Genomic DNA, 13,628 nt, shown 5'->3' with positions numbered 1-13,628 from the left:
AAGATAAAGAGCATCAAGATCCTGCATGCAGGGCCTTGATGCTCTTTATCTTGTTCTCAACGGATGATCATGTTCTCGGGCTGTCGGCCTGTCCTTTGAAAATCAAGTCCATAAAGTGATTCGCAGCCGAAGAGATCGGCATATTCCGTTTCGTCATGATCCCCACATGAGAAGGAGGAAGAGGAACATCAAGCTGAATCTCGAAGAGAGAGCCTTCTTCGAGCTCTTTGGAGATAAATTCTCGTGTGACATAAGAGATCCCCAAGCCCCGGCGAGCAAATTCAATCAGAAGGTCAACGCTACCGACCTCGATTTCTGGTTTTAACGTGTAATTATAATGATTGAAAAGTTCTGTAATTGCCATCCGGACCCGGCTGTTCCGGGAAAACAGAATAAGCTCATGTTCAAGCAACTGTTCGAGGGTTAGCACTTTTCCCTTCAACTGGGCATATCGTTCACCGGCAACAAAACAATCCTTCAGTTGAATGCTCTCCCGTACTTCCAGCTGCGGGTCAACGATGGGCATGCGGACAACGCCAAGATCGATTTTGCCTTCTTTCAGAAACGTAATGACCTCCGGCGTCGTTCCATGGCTTAGATGCAACTTGATGTTAGGGTACTGAATGTGAAACTCCTCCAGATACGATAACATGTAATGTTTGAAGAGGGAGTCGCTACCGCCAATCCGAAGTTCCCCGTTATCCAGATTTTTTAGCGCAGCCATTTTTTCTTCTGCAAGTGAGATGAGAATCTGGGATTGTTCAATATAGGAGTACAGGCTGGCACCCTCCTGAGTTAACGCAACCCCCTTGGAATTTCGATAGAACAAGGTTAGTCCGAAGCTGTCTTCCAACTGTTTGATCGCGTGACTGACGCTGGGTTGTGTGATGTAAAGGGCTTTGGCGGCTTGGGTCAGACTGCCTGTTTTGGCAGCCCAGTAAAAGACTTTATATAATTCATAATTTGTTGTCATAGATATCGTCTATAGCTCCTGTGAAATATATTAATTACTTGTATAGCTATAAAACGTATTATAGTGTAACTACAACAAAGAAACCAGAGTTACTTGGAAGGAGCACGGTAAGATGGAACCAACAACAATTGTTTTATTTGGTGCTACTGGAGATTTAGCCAAAAGAAAAATATATCCTGCCCTATATAATCTGTACCTTGAGAAAAAGCTTCCCGAAACCTTCTCCCTGATCGGCATGGGCCGCAGAGAATGGTCGGATGAATTTTTCCAAGCGCAAGTGGAAAAATCTTTGCATGAGTTCTCCAGACGTCAAGGAGATCATGAATCAGTTAAATCATTTGTAAAAGCTTTTCGCTACAGTGTATTGAATATCACACATAAGGAAGATTATATAAAGTTGTTGCAATTGGTTGAGCAAAGAGAGGCTGAACTTGGCATTCCGTCCAATCGCTTGTTTTATCTCTCGGTTGGTCCGGAATTCTTCGAACCGATCGCTGAAAATATTCAGGCAAGCGGGCTTGGTTCAACACAAGGATGGAAACGACTCGTCATTGAGAAGCCATTTGGTCATGATTTGCAGTCGGCTCGCGAACTTAACCGCAAGCTGAGCGAATCATTCACAGAGGAAGAGATTTATCGGATTGACCATTACTTAGGTAAACCGATGGTTCAGAAGCTGGAGACACTTCATCAGAGCAACCCGATTATGAAGGCTCTCTGGAACAACCGTTACATCTCTAACGTGCAAATTACGGCAAATGAGACTGTAGGTGTTGAAGAACGCGCATCCTATTATGATCATGTAGGTGCTGTGCGTGACATGTTCCAGAACCATATGTTGCAATTGCTTATGATGATGGCTATTCAGCTTCCTTATAACAGCACTTCCGAAAATGTGGGCCAGAAGAAAAAACACATTATGGAGTCCATTCAGCCACTGCAGAAACAAACAGTAGGTGCAAGCATCATCCGTGGACAGTACGCTGCAGGCAGCATTCAAGGAAAACCGGTACATGCCTACACAGATGAACCAGGTGTTGCCGAGAACACAATGAATGACACATTTATTGCCGCGAAGCTGCAAATTGATGATTTCTTCTGGAGAGGTGTTCCGTTTTACATCCGTACGGGTAAAAGAATGAAGGAGAAATCAACACGAATCGTGATTGAGTTCAAAGAACCTTCAGGCCAAGGTCACCTGATCAAGAACAACGGTTCGAAACCTAACCTGCTTGTTATTGAGATGAGCCCGGATCAAAGCATGACACTGCAACTGAACGCAAGTGATCCTGAGAATAAAGGGGAGTTCAAACCCGTTCATATTGATCTTGCTCCTAATCAGGGAGATCTGGCAGAAGCTTATGAGAACTTGATTCGCGATGCGTTGCATGGTGATCCAACCTTCTTTGCACATTGGGATGAAGTTGAGTTATCCTGGGCTTGGGTGCAACCGATTCTGGATGCATTCAATGAAAACCTGCTACCACTTCATTTATATCCGGCAGGAAGTTACGGACCAGCGGAGTCGGATGCCATGCTTGAGGCGGAAGGTCACCATTGGTGGTTCGACGAACCAAATGAACTGATTTCTGAGCAAGACAGTGATGTGCCGATGGCAGTTAACGGCAACATCTAATTCAAAACAACTTAAAAAATCAAACTAATCGGAGGTTATCTAATCATGAAATTTTTTATCGATACAGCTAACGTGGAAGACATTCAAAAAGCATACAAAATCGGTGTATTGTCTGGTGTAACAACTAACCCTTCCTTGGTAGCCAAAGAAGGCGTGAAGTTCGAAGACCGCATCGAAGAAATTCTGAAGCTTGTGCCTGAAGTGGAGTCTGTTTCCGCTGAAGTAACGCCAGATGCGCTGACTGCTGAAGAAATGATTGCTCAAGCGAACGAATTGATCAAAATCAACAACAATGACAAAAACATCACGATTAAATTGCCAATGACGCTTGCGGGTCTGGAGGCTTGCCGTTACTTGACCAAAAAAGGTGTAAAAACAAACGTGACTTTGATTTTCACTGTGAATCAGGCGTTGCTTGCGGCTCGTGCAGGTGCAACATACGTATCTCCATTCTTGGGGCGTCTGGACGATATCTCCGAAGACGGCGTACAACTGGTAGCCAAAGTAGCTGAACTGTTCCGCACACATAATCTGGATGCACAGATCATCGCTGCTTCCGTGAGACATCCGGATCACGTTACACGTGTAGCGATGGCTGGAGCACATATTGCAACAGTTCCATTTGCAGTCATTGAACAAATCTCCAAACACCCGTTGACAGATCAAGGGATGGAGAAATTTGCAGCAGACTGGAAAAAAACAGTACAATAACAGCGTTACGTGTGGAAAAGGTTTATCAAAATATATATATAAATCATGGAGCATCGGGAGGACATAATGAGTAAACAACAGATTGGTGTCATTGGACTTGCAGTAATGGGGAAAAACCTAGCTTTTAATATTGAAAGTAAAGGTTTCTCGGTATCGGTATTTAACCGCTCACCAGAGAAAACGCATGATCTTCTCAAAGAAGCAGACGGTAAAAACCTGATCGGAACGTTTTCCATTGAAGAGTTTGTTGCTTCTTTGGAATCACCACGCAAAATTCTGATCATGGTACAAGCTGGTAAAGCAACCGATGCTACTATTGAGCAATTGCTTCCTCATTTGGATCAAGGAGATATCATTATCGATGGCGGTAATGCGTACTTCCCTGATACACAGCGTCGTAGCAAAGATCTGGAAGCCAAAGGTTTCCGCTTCATCGGTGCAGGTGTATCCGGTGGTGAGGAAGGCGCGCTGAAAGGCCCTGCAATTATGCCAGGGGGGCAGGAAAGTGCATATGAGCTTGTAGAACCAATCCTGACTGCGATTTCGGCCAAAGTTGGCGATGATGCGTGCAGCACGTATATCGGACCTGACGGTGCGGGACACTACGTTAAAATGGTGCATAACGGCATCGAGTATGGTGACATGCAGTTGATTGGTGAAGCGTACCACTTGCTGAAATCCGTACTGAACGTTTCCGTAGAAGAATTACATGAAATCTTCACAGAGTGGAACCAAGGTGAACTTGACAGCTATCTGATTGAGATCACAGCGGATATCTTCTCCAAATACGATCCAGAAACAGGTAAACCAATGGTTGATGTTATTCTGGATGCCGCTGGACAAAAAGGAACAGGCAAATGGACAAGCCAAAGCGCGCTGGATCTAGGGGTACCATTGTCCATGATTACGGAATCCGTATTCTCCCGTTTCTTGTCGGCGATGAAAGACGAGCGTATCGCTGCAAGCAAAATCTTGAACGGACCTAAGGCCGAAGCGTTCTCCGGTGACAAAAAAGCATTCATCGAGAACGTGCGCAAAGCGCTGTTCGCAAGTAAAATCGTATCCTACGCTCAAGGTTTCGCACAGATGCGTGCCGCATCCGACGAATATGGCTGGGATCTGAAATACGGCAACATCGCGATGATCTTCCGCGGCGGTTGCATTATCCGTTCACAGTTCCTGCAAAACATTAAGGAAGCATACGACAAAGATGCAGCCCTGAAAAACCTGCTTCTTGATCCATACTTCCAAAACATCGTGGAATCCTATCAGGATGCATGGCGTGAAGTGGTAGCCGCTGCGGTGAAACAAGGTATTCCGGTACCTGGCTTCTCCAGCGCATTGTCTTACTACGACAGCTACCGTACAGAGCGTTTGCCAGCAAACTTGCTGCAAGCACAACGTGACTACTTCGGCGCACACACGTTCCAACGTGTGGACAAAGAAGGTTCATTCCACTTCCAATGGATGGATACCAACGAGTAATTTTTAAATATAAGCACCTCTGCAACAATCCTTTTGAGTCTACTCAGGGGAGGGTTGCGGAGGTGTTTTTTATTTTGGCACAACTTCTGTATGTATGGTTGATAATAAAGAGGCGGAGACTCTTCAAAATTTATTATCATCAAATTGTAATAAAATGTACCCATCTGGAGTCTGTAAAAGATGCTGAGACACCTCCATTTACGTTATACTGGTTCAGACGGAACTGTATCCGTTAAAATTGCAGTACATAACTTTTTGAAGGTGGGGGTCAGGCCAGGCATGTTTGTACTCGTAGGTATTTTGTTTTTGCTCGTATATGGATTATTAGTCTTCTACATAGGCTGGAGCGGCTGGAGTTGGATGAAACCCGTAGTGGCAACCAGATTTCGCTGGTTGTATATCGTAGCACTGGTTTTTCTAGCGGCTTCCTTTATTTTGGCACGCATATTTGGCAGTATTTCGTTTCTCGGTGTCATCGGTTCCTATTGGCTGGCGGTTTTCTCGCTATTATTGCTCATCTTACCTGTAGTACACCTGACGTTGTGGCTTCTGCGTTTGACGCGAATTCCTAGACATCACGCTCATAAATGGGCGGGTGTGGTTACGCTGGTTTTACTTATCTCTACAATGGGATACGGAATTTTCAACGCGTACAGTCCAGTCGTCAGACAATATAACATTCAGATTGATAAAAAGGTGGAAGGCATCGACAAGCTGAATATTGTCATGGCTGCGGATATGCATTTTGGATTGTTATCTGGTCCAGCTCATGCGAGACGGATGGTAGAGGAGATCAACGCCCTCAAGCCAGACCTTGTTTTATATCCGGGTGACCTAATCGATGACAATCTGGCGATGTATGAGAAGAGTGGCATTGCCGACATCATTAGCGAAATCAAGGCTCCTTATGGCGTATATGCTTCATTGGGGAACCATGACAAGTTTGATGGACCTATCCAGGATCTGATCGCCGCATTGGAAAAAAGCAATATGCAGGTGCTGTATGACGACAAGATCGTACTGGATAACAAAATTACGTTGATCGGACGGAAAGACCGAACGGAAGAAGATCGGGCAGACGTAGCAACGCTTATGCAAAATACAGATCTGAATCAGCCCGTAATCATGCTGGATCATCAGCCGTACGATCTGGATATTGCCGAGAAGAACAAAGTAGATTTAGTCGTATCGGGCCATACCCACCGGGGACAGATTGCTCCGGCTCAATTTATAACACAAGCAATCTATGAAAATGATTGGGGTTATCTGCAAAAGGGCTCCATGCACTCGATTGTAACCTCAGGATACGGTTTCTGGGGACCGCCAATCCGGACAAGCAGTCGTTCCGAGATTGTGCAGATTAACGTGACCTTTGCGCAATAAAAAACAGCCCCTTCGTGGTAGAAGGGGCTTCTTTGCTTTTTCCTACAAAGCTTTTTTCTACAAAACGTACCGTTAGTTCCTTACTCCATTCACAGGAATGGCTTCAAACGAATAAAAAGCACCTTTTTTATTGATTTTACCGATGAGGGTGGTGGCTCCTTTTTTTGTAAAGGTGTACTGGTTATCCTGTATACGAACGCTATATCCTTTCAGCTGAAGTCCAAAAATTGATTTTATTTTGGGAGCCGCGGCAGAGAGGGCTTTACTTTTGCTTAGCTTAGGTTTGGCAAAAGACTTTTTGAAATCTGCATCATTGTTCCAGTCCTTGCCGAATTCGTTATCTACCTTCCACACTTTGCCGGTGCTACTTCCAATGTGCACAGAGTTCACACTACTGTCATCCTTGTAAATCCAGAGCGTATCTTTGTTTTCTTTGGTAAGAAGTGCATAATCAAATGCCTTAACGGATGCAATGCCAAGGGTTTTGAGTGAGTTTCGAGCTTTGTTCGTAAGCGTAGCTCGTGCATCTTTCAGGTTATATTGAATGCTTGCTGACAATTCGTTGTTATGATCCACATCGACGTATAAACTTTGGTCATGTCCCCAGATCACCCAGTAGTTTTTGAGTCCGCTGTCGTTTACATCTTGTTTAACACGCCAGAAGGCATCCGCTTTAAATTTTTTGTCCTTATCAAACGACTTCAGGAACGATTGTATTTTGTTGTACAAAGCTTGATCTATTACTTTGTTAAGATCATCGGCTTTATAAGAGATTAAGGTAGAAGTAACTTTTGCCTTTTTGGAGTTATAATTTTGAGTGACATCAGCCTCGGCTGCGCCAGTTAATGTACTATTAACAATCCAATCCTCAAATGCAGTGTCAGCCGATGCGAATTGAATGGTTTGCTTTCCAGCCAGTGCAGTGATGGCATCGGTTAATTGTTTCGTCACTTTTTGATCCAGATTCAGCGTATTTGAAACATCCTGAACGACCGAAGTAGGTTTTGATTCTGCCCAAGCGGCAGGAGCCATGGATAATAATAGTGACATCGAAGTGATCGTTGCGGTGATTGAGACCAATTTTTTCAAGGGTTATTCCTCCTGTTACGTTAATGTAATTGTAATTGCATTAATTATTTGTAATTGGATACACTATTAACGTGGATGAAAAGGAAAATGTTGCATACTCTATATTTTTACCTTGTGCTCTTAGTTGACACCGTTTTCAGCTTATGCTAAACTACTTCCGAGGCTTGTTACCGGTAAAGCGGGCAAAACCACAATGGAAATGATTTTTATTATTTCTGTTTTGGTTTTGCCCTTTTTTATGTCTCAAAAAAAACCAGGTGGGTCCATTATGATTATTAAACAGATATTTAATAACAATATCGTCAGCACGGTGGATGACAAAAATCAGGAATTGCTGATCCTCGGCCGGGGTATCGGATTTAAGTTCAAAGCTGGCGATGAGATTGACGAAGAGCGAATTGAAAAGGTGTTTCGTCTTCAGGATACATCGATTTATGAGAAATTCAAATCCATCGTAGCTGAAGTCCCGATTGAAATTCTACAGGCAACCGATGACATCGTAACGCTGGCACGAACGCAGCTGAGTAAAACGATCAGTGACGGGATTTATGTCTCCTTGTCTGACCACATTCATTTTGCTGTTCAGCGTATGGAGAAGGGAATGATTACGCGCAATCCGCTCTCCTGGGAAGTGCAACATTTCTATAAGGCAGAATACGATGTGGCCAAAGAAGCGTTGACCTTGCTAAAGGAAAGACTGGATATCGAATTCCCTAAAGATGAAATATGTAACATTGCTCTGCACTTCATCAATGCGGAAGTCAACGACTCCATGAATGATGTTACACATCTGATGCAGTTGCTACAGGAAATTATGAACATTATCAAATATCACTTTAATGTCGAACTGGATGAGGATAGCGTGAACTACTTCCGTTTTATCACACATCTGAAATACTTCTGTCAGCGAGTTATTACTCATTCGACTCATGATGATGCGGAAGAGTATCTGTATGAGGTGGTAAGGAAAAACTATCCGGAGACGTTCAAATGTATCGGCAAAATCGAGACATTTATCCATAAAAACTATCAATACGATATGACTCACTCGGAGCAACTATACCTTACCCTGCATCTGGAGCGTCTCATGAAAACCAAACGGGAAACGTGACTTTTTCCTAAACGCTATGATGGGTAGCTTCATGAGATTGTGCAGTTTGAGCATCACATATTTCCGTTTCATTTTTAGTTTCATATTCACTGGGCTTGTTACTGTTCAATCAGGCAATACCCGAATGAAAGTATGCAGGTACATCTGCGTATTTTTGTTCGGGTATTTTTTATGGGGAAAATAAGGAGGAAATGAAGATGAAACATCAAGACACGGCACAGCAAATCATCAAAGCCGTTGGTGGAAAAGAAAATATCAACTCCGTGTATCACTGTGTCACTCGGCTGCGCTTTGATCTGAAAAGCAATGAAAAAGTCGACAACGGCGCGCTCAAACAGCTGGATAAAGTAATGGGCACCAACATTTCGGGGGATCAGTTCCAGATCATTATCGGTAATGACGTGTCCAACGTTTTTGATGCGATGGTGAAGGAAGAACCGTCCATTCAGCAAAACGCAGACAACAAGCAAGCTAAACCGGATAAAAGCAAAAATGTGATCCTGAACATCTTCGAAACGATTGCAGGTGTATTTGCTCCCATGCTTCCGGCCATAACAGCAGCAGGTATGCTAAAAGGGTTACTGGCCCTGTTCGTTTCGCTGGAATGGATGTCCGCTGGAACAGATACGTACCGTATCCTGTCCGCGATTGGTGACGGTGTGTTCCATTACTTGCCACTGCTAATTGCAGTTAGCGCTGCCCGCAAATTTGGCAGTAATCCATTTGTAGCGATTGCACTGGGTACAGCTTTGATGTATCCCGACATGGGAGCCTTGCTCTCCAGCGGAGAAGCAGTGGCGTTTCTCGGCATTCCGGTCACAGCAGTAAGCTATGCTTCATCCGTTATCCCGATTTTGCTGGCGGTATGGTTGATGTCTTATGTTGAAAAATGGGTGGATCGCATTATCCCCGCAGCGCTCAAGCTTTTGCTTGTGCCGCTGATTACGCTTCTAGTCATGGTTCCAGTCACTCTGATTGCGATTGGTCCATTAGGTACATTTGTGGGTAACGGATTGTCCGGTGGCATTAACTGGCTGCTGAACGAGGGTGGCTTGATCGCTGGTATCGTACTGGGCGGTGCCATGGCACTGATTATCATGACAGGTATGCATTATGCGCTTGTACCCATCATTTTGAGTAACATTGCGACACTCGGCTTTGATAAATTCCTGCCTCTGACATTCATCTCTAACATGGGTCAGGCTGGTGCAACTCTTGGTGTATTCTTCCGCGCCAAAGATAAAAAACTCAAAACCGTTGCTCTTTCAACGAGTTTCACGGCTCTGATGGGTGTAACCGAACCGGCGATGTACGGGGTTAACATGAAATATAAAAAGCCATTTGCGGCTGCGATGATCGGTAGTGCAGTAGGTGGAGGTTTTGCCTTGGCTTTTGGCGCCAAAGCCTATGTACTTGCAGGAAATGGTGGACTTCCCGGACTTCCATCTCTTGTTGGACAAACGTTCCTGTATTCCTTCGGGGGCATGATTATTGCATTTGTTGTTGGTACGATTGTCTCGATCCTTTTCGGAATCAAAGAAGAGCAGGGGGATGCCGAGGAATTGGCCAAATTCACGCCAGGTGCGTCTAACGCTAACGTGACAACAGATAAGGCAACTAAAGTCCAAGCAGCTGTTAACGTGGAAGAACCTGGTGCCCCTGCACCAACGGGAGACGCTATCGCTTATGCGCCGATGACAGGCAGATCCATTCCGCTACAAGAAGTAAACGATCCAACCTTTGGTGATGAATTGATGGGAAAAGGTGTTGCGTTTGTTCCGTCATTGGGTGAACTGGTATCCCCGGTTACAGGCACCGTGATGAATATATTCAAAACAAAACATGCGATTGTTGTCCGCAGTGATGAGGGTATGGAGCTGCTCATTCATGTTGGGATCAACACGGTGAAGTTGCGTGGGCAACATTTCGAAGCCCATGTAACAACGGGGACTCGCGTAAAAGCTGGTGATTTATTGCTAACCTTTGAACTGGATGAGATTGCCAAGGAATATGACATAACAACCGCCATGGTTGTGACGAATACAGCAGATTATCAAGAGATTACTCCCGTACTGCTGGGAGATATCAAAATGGGTGAGAAGGTTCTAAAAGCGAATCTGTAAACAAGGAGAGATGGATATGAACTATCGACAAGGTTTTCCCGAAGGTTTTCTGTGGGGCGGCGCTATTGCTGCCAACCAGGCCGAAGGGGCGTTTGATGTCGGCGGTAAGGGATGGTCTACGGCAGACATGGTTCCTTATTTTGAGAAGAAGGACTACACGAATCTGCGGGAATTGATGCATGTCACAACTGCCAAGGTAGAGAAGGCGATGGCACATCACAGTGCGGAAGGTTATCCGAAAAGGTACGGTATTGATTTTTATCGCCGTTTCAGAGAAGATATTGCCCTGTTTGCCGAGCTTGGCTTCAAGACATTCCGTCTGTCCATTAACTGGCCGCGTATTTTCCCGAACGGTTATGATGAGCAGCCAAACGAAGAAGGACTTCGTTTTTATGATGAGGTGTTCGCCGAGCTTCGGAAATACAATATTGAGCCACTGGTAACCCTCTCACATTACGAGATGCCAATGTCACTTGTACTAAAATATAACGGTTGGACAAGCCGTGAGGTTATTGGGCATTTTGTGAGATATGCGGAAACCGTCATGACTAGGTACAAGGATAAGGTGAGATACTGGCTGACGTTCAACGAGATCAACACGACGATTATTGAGCCGTTTACAGGTGGTGGCATCATTGAGGATCGGGTGGATAACGTTATGCAGGCGTCCTATCAGGCGCTTCATCATCAGTTTGTAGCCAGTAGTTTGGTGACTGAGAGAGCACGTCAGATTAACCCGGAGTTCCAGATTGGATGTATGCTGGCCCGTATGATCCATTACCCGGCGACGTCCAATCCGGAAGATGTGCTACAAGCTCAAATCGACAATCAACTCAACCTGCTGCATACGGATGTACAAGTTCGCGGCAGTTATCCTGCGTTTATGGCTCGTTACTGGTCAGATCATGGAATTAACGTGGTCATGGAGCCTGGAGACGAGCAAATATTACGTGAGCACACAGTAGATTTTATCTCATTCAGTTATTATACTTCGCTGGTCTCTGCGGTGAATCCCGAGGATTACGGGGTTACAGGCGGCAACTTGTACAGTACCATCAAAAACCCGAATCTGGAACGCACAGAATGGGGGTGGCAGCTAGATCCGGTTGGACTGCGTATTGCACTGAAGGAGCTGTATGATCGTTATCAATTGCCGTTGTTCGTTGTTGAAAACGGGCTCGGCGCGAAAGATAAGGTAGAGAAGGACGGTTCCATTCAAGATGATTACCGAATCGATTACCTCTGTAAACATATCACACAGATGAAGGAAGCGGTCATGGACGGTGTAGAACTGATGGGATACACGAACTGGGGGGCCATTGATATTATCAGTGCATCTACCTCGGAAATGTCCAAACGTTATGGTGTAATCTATGTGGACCAGGATGATAACGGACAAGGGACATTGAACCGGTATAAGAAAAAAAGTTTTGGTTGGTATAAAAAAGTAATTGCTTCTAACGGTAAGGATCTGGATTGATCCTGATATGAACGTAACGGGCTTTGCTTCGTAGAATGTTGCTACGGAGCAAAGCCTTTTATCATTGTTCCTATGAAAATGAATGACTGAATCCCGGATGAGATGATATACTGTGTTCGTATCAGGGAGGAATGAACATGAGAAAACCGATTATCGCTGTAGATATGGATGACACCATTTGCCAACTGGTGAAGCGGGCCATCTACCATAACAACAGGAGCTTCCCGACACACCTGCTCCAATATGAGGATATGGTCGATTGGGACACAACGCACTTGCGTCACCCTGATAGTACCCATGAGGTGTTTTACGGGCGTCCTGGTCTGTTTGAAGAATTGGAATTATATGACGAGTATGTCGTAGAAGAGATGCAGAAGTTAAACGAAGAATACGATCTCATTATTGTTACAGCAGCGGAACCGAGAACGGTCAACGAGAAGTGGAATTGGCTACAGATGCATATGCCGTTTATCAAGCTAGAGCAATTTATTACGTGCAAAAGGAAAAACTTGCTCACATTCGATCTTTTAATCGATGACGGGCCGCATAACCTGATTCCAGCAATGGAAAGTGGTCGGAAAGTAATCTGCATTCCCCACCCTTGGAACAAAAAACATCGTGAGCAGTATGCCTTTCCTCAAATGTCTTCCTGGAAAGAAGCGAAGCTGTATATCGATGAGATGTTGCAGCCTTCGGGCCTTCATATTTAATATTAAAAAATACTACCGTAATCCAGAGCAGAAGTCATACTCTGGATTTTTTGCGATAGGCTAGCGGGCTATCCCCCGTTATTTTTTTGAAGGTAGCATGAAAGGAATCCATATCCTGATAGCCAACCATTTCAGCAATCATACCCACTTTATGGTCCGATCGCTTTAACAGCTCACAACTTTTTTGAATGCGTAGATGTTGTACATAGGATCTAAATGTCTGCCCGGTATAACGGACGAACATTCTTCCAATCTTTTTCTCACTCCACCGCGATAACTGAACCAAATCACTCATGAGGATACGTTCGCCGAGATGTTGTCTGAGGTAATGAAGAATGGCTTCCATGTCATGAAACATAGGGGGATGTGGAGTGGAGTCCATACACTTCTTCTGTTGATCCTGTCTGTAAGTCATGATAATTAATTGGCTAACCAGTGTGTCTAACATCGCAAGTGAACCTGGTTCGGGAACGGAGAATTCACGGTATAACTGATGCATTAATTCTTCCAAACGTCCTGTATGATCTGTGACGGAGATATACTTCTGCCTATTTTGCTCAAGGTCCATCAGATGTTGCACGATGTCCTCATCCCGAAGAATATGTCTCAAAGACTGTATTAATTCAGCGTTAAACAAGCAGTTATAGATGACCAAGGGGGTTTTTGTTGCATCTGTACTCACGGGGCGGAAGACGTGAGGGATTCCGATAGGAATGACAAATAACATGCCCTTGTTGACAGGTACAATATCTTCACCGATGTGGTGAAACCCACTACCTTCGGCAACATAGCTGTATTCAACGAAATCATGGGTGTGAAAGGGCATTACAAAGTTCTCAAAGCAGCGATTAACGAATAACTGTAGTGGGCGGTTCAGGAATGCTTCGCTTTTCAATAGTTCTACAGACCTTTTCATACACCGTTTCT

Annotated in this window: 11 protein-coding genes; 8 read left to right on the top strand and 3 right to left on the bottom strand. The window is 44.6% G+C overall.

Annotation, left to right across the window (positions count from 1 at the left end; translation table 11 throughout):
* Nucleotides 1-67: 67 nt before the first annotated feature.
* Entirely contained in the window at nucleotides 68-973 is a 906-nt protein-coding gene (locus Q9R46_RS12165) for a LysR family transcriptional regulator (RefSeq protein ID WP_123065806.1), read from the bottom strand.
* A 112-nt stretch (nucleotides 974-1,085) separates the two neighbouring features.
* Between Q9R46_RS12165 and zwf the strand changes: the two genes are divergently transcribed.
* From zwf to Q9R46_RS12145, 4 genes are all read left to right on the top strand, one after another.
* Nucleotides 1,086-2,609: a glucose-6-phosphate dehydrogenase gene (gene zwf, locus Q9R46_RS12160; protein WP_311280232.1), complete on the top strand. Its 1,524-nt coding sequence runs from the start codon at nucleotides 1,086-1,088 to the stop codon at nucleotides 2,607-2,609.
* 45 nt (nucleotides 2,610-2,654) lie between these two features.
* A complete protein-coding gene (gene fsa / locus Q9R46_RS12155) occupies nucleotides 2,655-3,320 on the top strand; it encodes a fructose-6-phosphate aldolase (RefSeq protein ID WP_090916923.1) in 666 nt (221 codons plus the stop codon).
* Nucleotides 3,321-3,386: 66 nt separating this feature from the next.
* Nucleotides 3,387-4,805, top strand: coding sequence for an NADP-dependent phosphogluconate dehydrogenase (gndA, locus tag Q9R46_RS12150; RefSeq protein ID WP_311280231.1), 1,419 nt, complete (start codon nucleotides 3,387-3,389; stop codon nucleotides 4,803-4,805).
* A gap of 279 nt (nucleotides 4,806-5,084) precedes the next feature.
* Nucleotides 5,085-6,188: a metallophosphoesterase gene (locus Q9R46_RS12145; protein WP_311281018.1), complete on the top strand. Its 1,104-nt coding sequence runs from the start codon at nucleotides 5,085-5,087 to the stop codon at nucleotides 6,186-6,188.
* A 72-nt stretch (nucleotides 6,189-6,260) separates the two neighbouring features.
* Here Q9R46_RS12145 and Q9R46_RS12140 read toward each other — a convergent pair whose 3' ends face one another.
* On the bottom strand, nucleotides 6,261-7,277 hold the full coding sequence (locus tag Q9R46_RS12140; protein ID WP_311280230.1) for a hypothetical protein: 1,017 nt from the start codon (nucleotides 7,275-7,277) through the stop codon (nucleotides 6,261-6,263).
* Nucleotides 7,278-7,545: 268 nt separating this feature from the next.
* Between Q9R46_RS12140 and licT the strand changes: the two genes are divergently transcribed.
* From licT to Q9R46_RS12120, 4 genes are all read left to right on the top strand, one after another.
* Nucleotides 7,546-8,388, top strand: coding sequence for a BglG family transcription antiterminator LicT (gene licT, locus Q9R46_RS12135; RefSeq protein ID WP_311280229.1), 843 nt, complete (start codon nucleotides 7,546-7,548; stop codon nucleotides 8,386-8,388).
* 197 nt (nucleotides 8,389-8,585) lie between these two features.
* Entirely contained in the window at nucleotides 8,586-10,511 is a 1,926-nt protein-coding gene (locus Q9R46_RS12130; protein ID WP_311280228.1) for a beta-glucoside-specific PTS transporter subunit IIABC, read from the top strand.
* Between the two features lie 16 nt (nucleotides 10,512-10,527).
* Nucleotides 10,528-11,991: a glycoside hydrolase family 1 protein gene (locus Q9R46_RS12125; RefSeq protein ID WP_311280227.1), complete on the top strand. Its 1,464-nt coding sequence runs from the start codon at nucleotides 10,528-10,530 to the stop codon at nucleotides 11,989-11,991.
* 137 nt (nucleotides 11,992-12,128) lie between these two features.
* On the top strand, nucleotides 12,129-12,701 hold the full coding sequence (locus Q9R46_RS12120) for a 5' nucleotidase, NT5C type (RefSeq protein ID WP_311280226.1): 573 nt from the start codon (nucleotides 12,129-12,131) through the stop codon (nucleotides 12,699-12,701).
* Between the two features lie 34 nt (nucleotides 12,702-12,735).
* Here Q9R46_RS12120 and Q9R46_RS12115 read toward each other — a convergent pair whose 3' ends face one another.
* Nucleotides 12,736-13,617, bottom strand: a complete 882-nt coding sequence (locus Q9R46_RS12115) for a helix-turn-helix domain-containing protein (RefSeq protein ID WP_311280225.1) — start codon at nucleotides 13,615-13,617, stop codon at nucleotides 12,736-12,738.
* Nucleotides 13,618-13,628 lie beyond the last annotated feature (11 nt).

The organism is Paenibacillus sp. RRE4, assembly GCF_031844205.1.
Taxonomy (GTDB): domain Bacteria; phylum Bacillota; class Bacilli; order Paenibacillales; family Paenibacillaceae; genus Paenibacillus; species Paenibacillus xylanexedens_B.
The sequence above is the reverse complement of the archived record's forward strand: the minus strand, read 5'-3'. Positions and strand labels throughout refer to the sequence as shown.

What these genes read in the sequence shown, in the direction of transcription:
- Q9R46_RS12145 (WP_311281018.1), top strand. Translation starts at nt 5,085, where the DNA reads ATGTTTGTACTCGTAGGTATTTTGTTTTTGCTCGTATATGGATTATTA.
- licT (WP_311280229.1), top strand. Translation starts at nt 7,546, where the DNA reads ATGATTATTAAACAGATATTTAATAACAATATCGTCAGCACGGTGGAT.
- fsa (WP_090916923.1), top strand. Translation starts at nt 2,655, where the DNA reads ATGAAATTTTTTATCGATACAGCTAACGTGGAAGACATTCAAAAAGCA.
- Q9R46_RS12130 (WP_311280228.1), top strand. Translation starts at nt 8,586, where the DNA reads ATGAAACATCAAGACACGGCACAGCAAATCATCAAAGCCGTTGGTGGA.
- gndA (WP_311280231.1), top strand. Translation starts at nt 3,387, where the DNA reads ATGAGTAAACAACAGATTGGTGTCATTGGACTTGCAGTAATGGGGAAA.
- zwf (WP_311280232.1), top strand. Translation starts at nt 1,086, where the DNA reads ATGGAACCAACAACAATTGTTTTATTTGGTGCTACTGGAGATTTAGCC.
- Q9R46_RS12115 (WP_311280225.1), bottom strand. Translation starts at nt 13,617, where the DNA reads ATGAAAAGGTCTGTAGAACTATTGAAAAGCGAAGCATTCCTGAACCGC.
- Q9R46_RS12120 (WP_311280226.1), top strand. Translation starts at nt 12,129, where the DNA reads ATGAGAAAACCGATTATCGCTGTAGATATGGATGACACCATTTGCCAA.
- Q9R46_RS12125 (WP_311280227.1), top strand. Translation starts at nt 10,528, where the DNA reads ATGAACTATCGACAAGGTTTTCCCGAAGGTTTTCTGTGGGGCGGCGCT.
- Q9R46_RS12165 (WP_123065806.1), bottom strand. Translation starts at nt 973, where the DNA reads ATGACAACAAATTATGAATTATATAAAGTCTTTTACTGGGCTGCCAAA.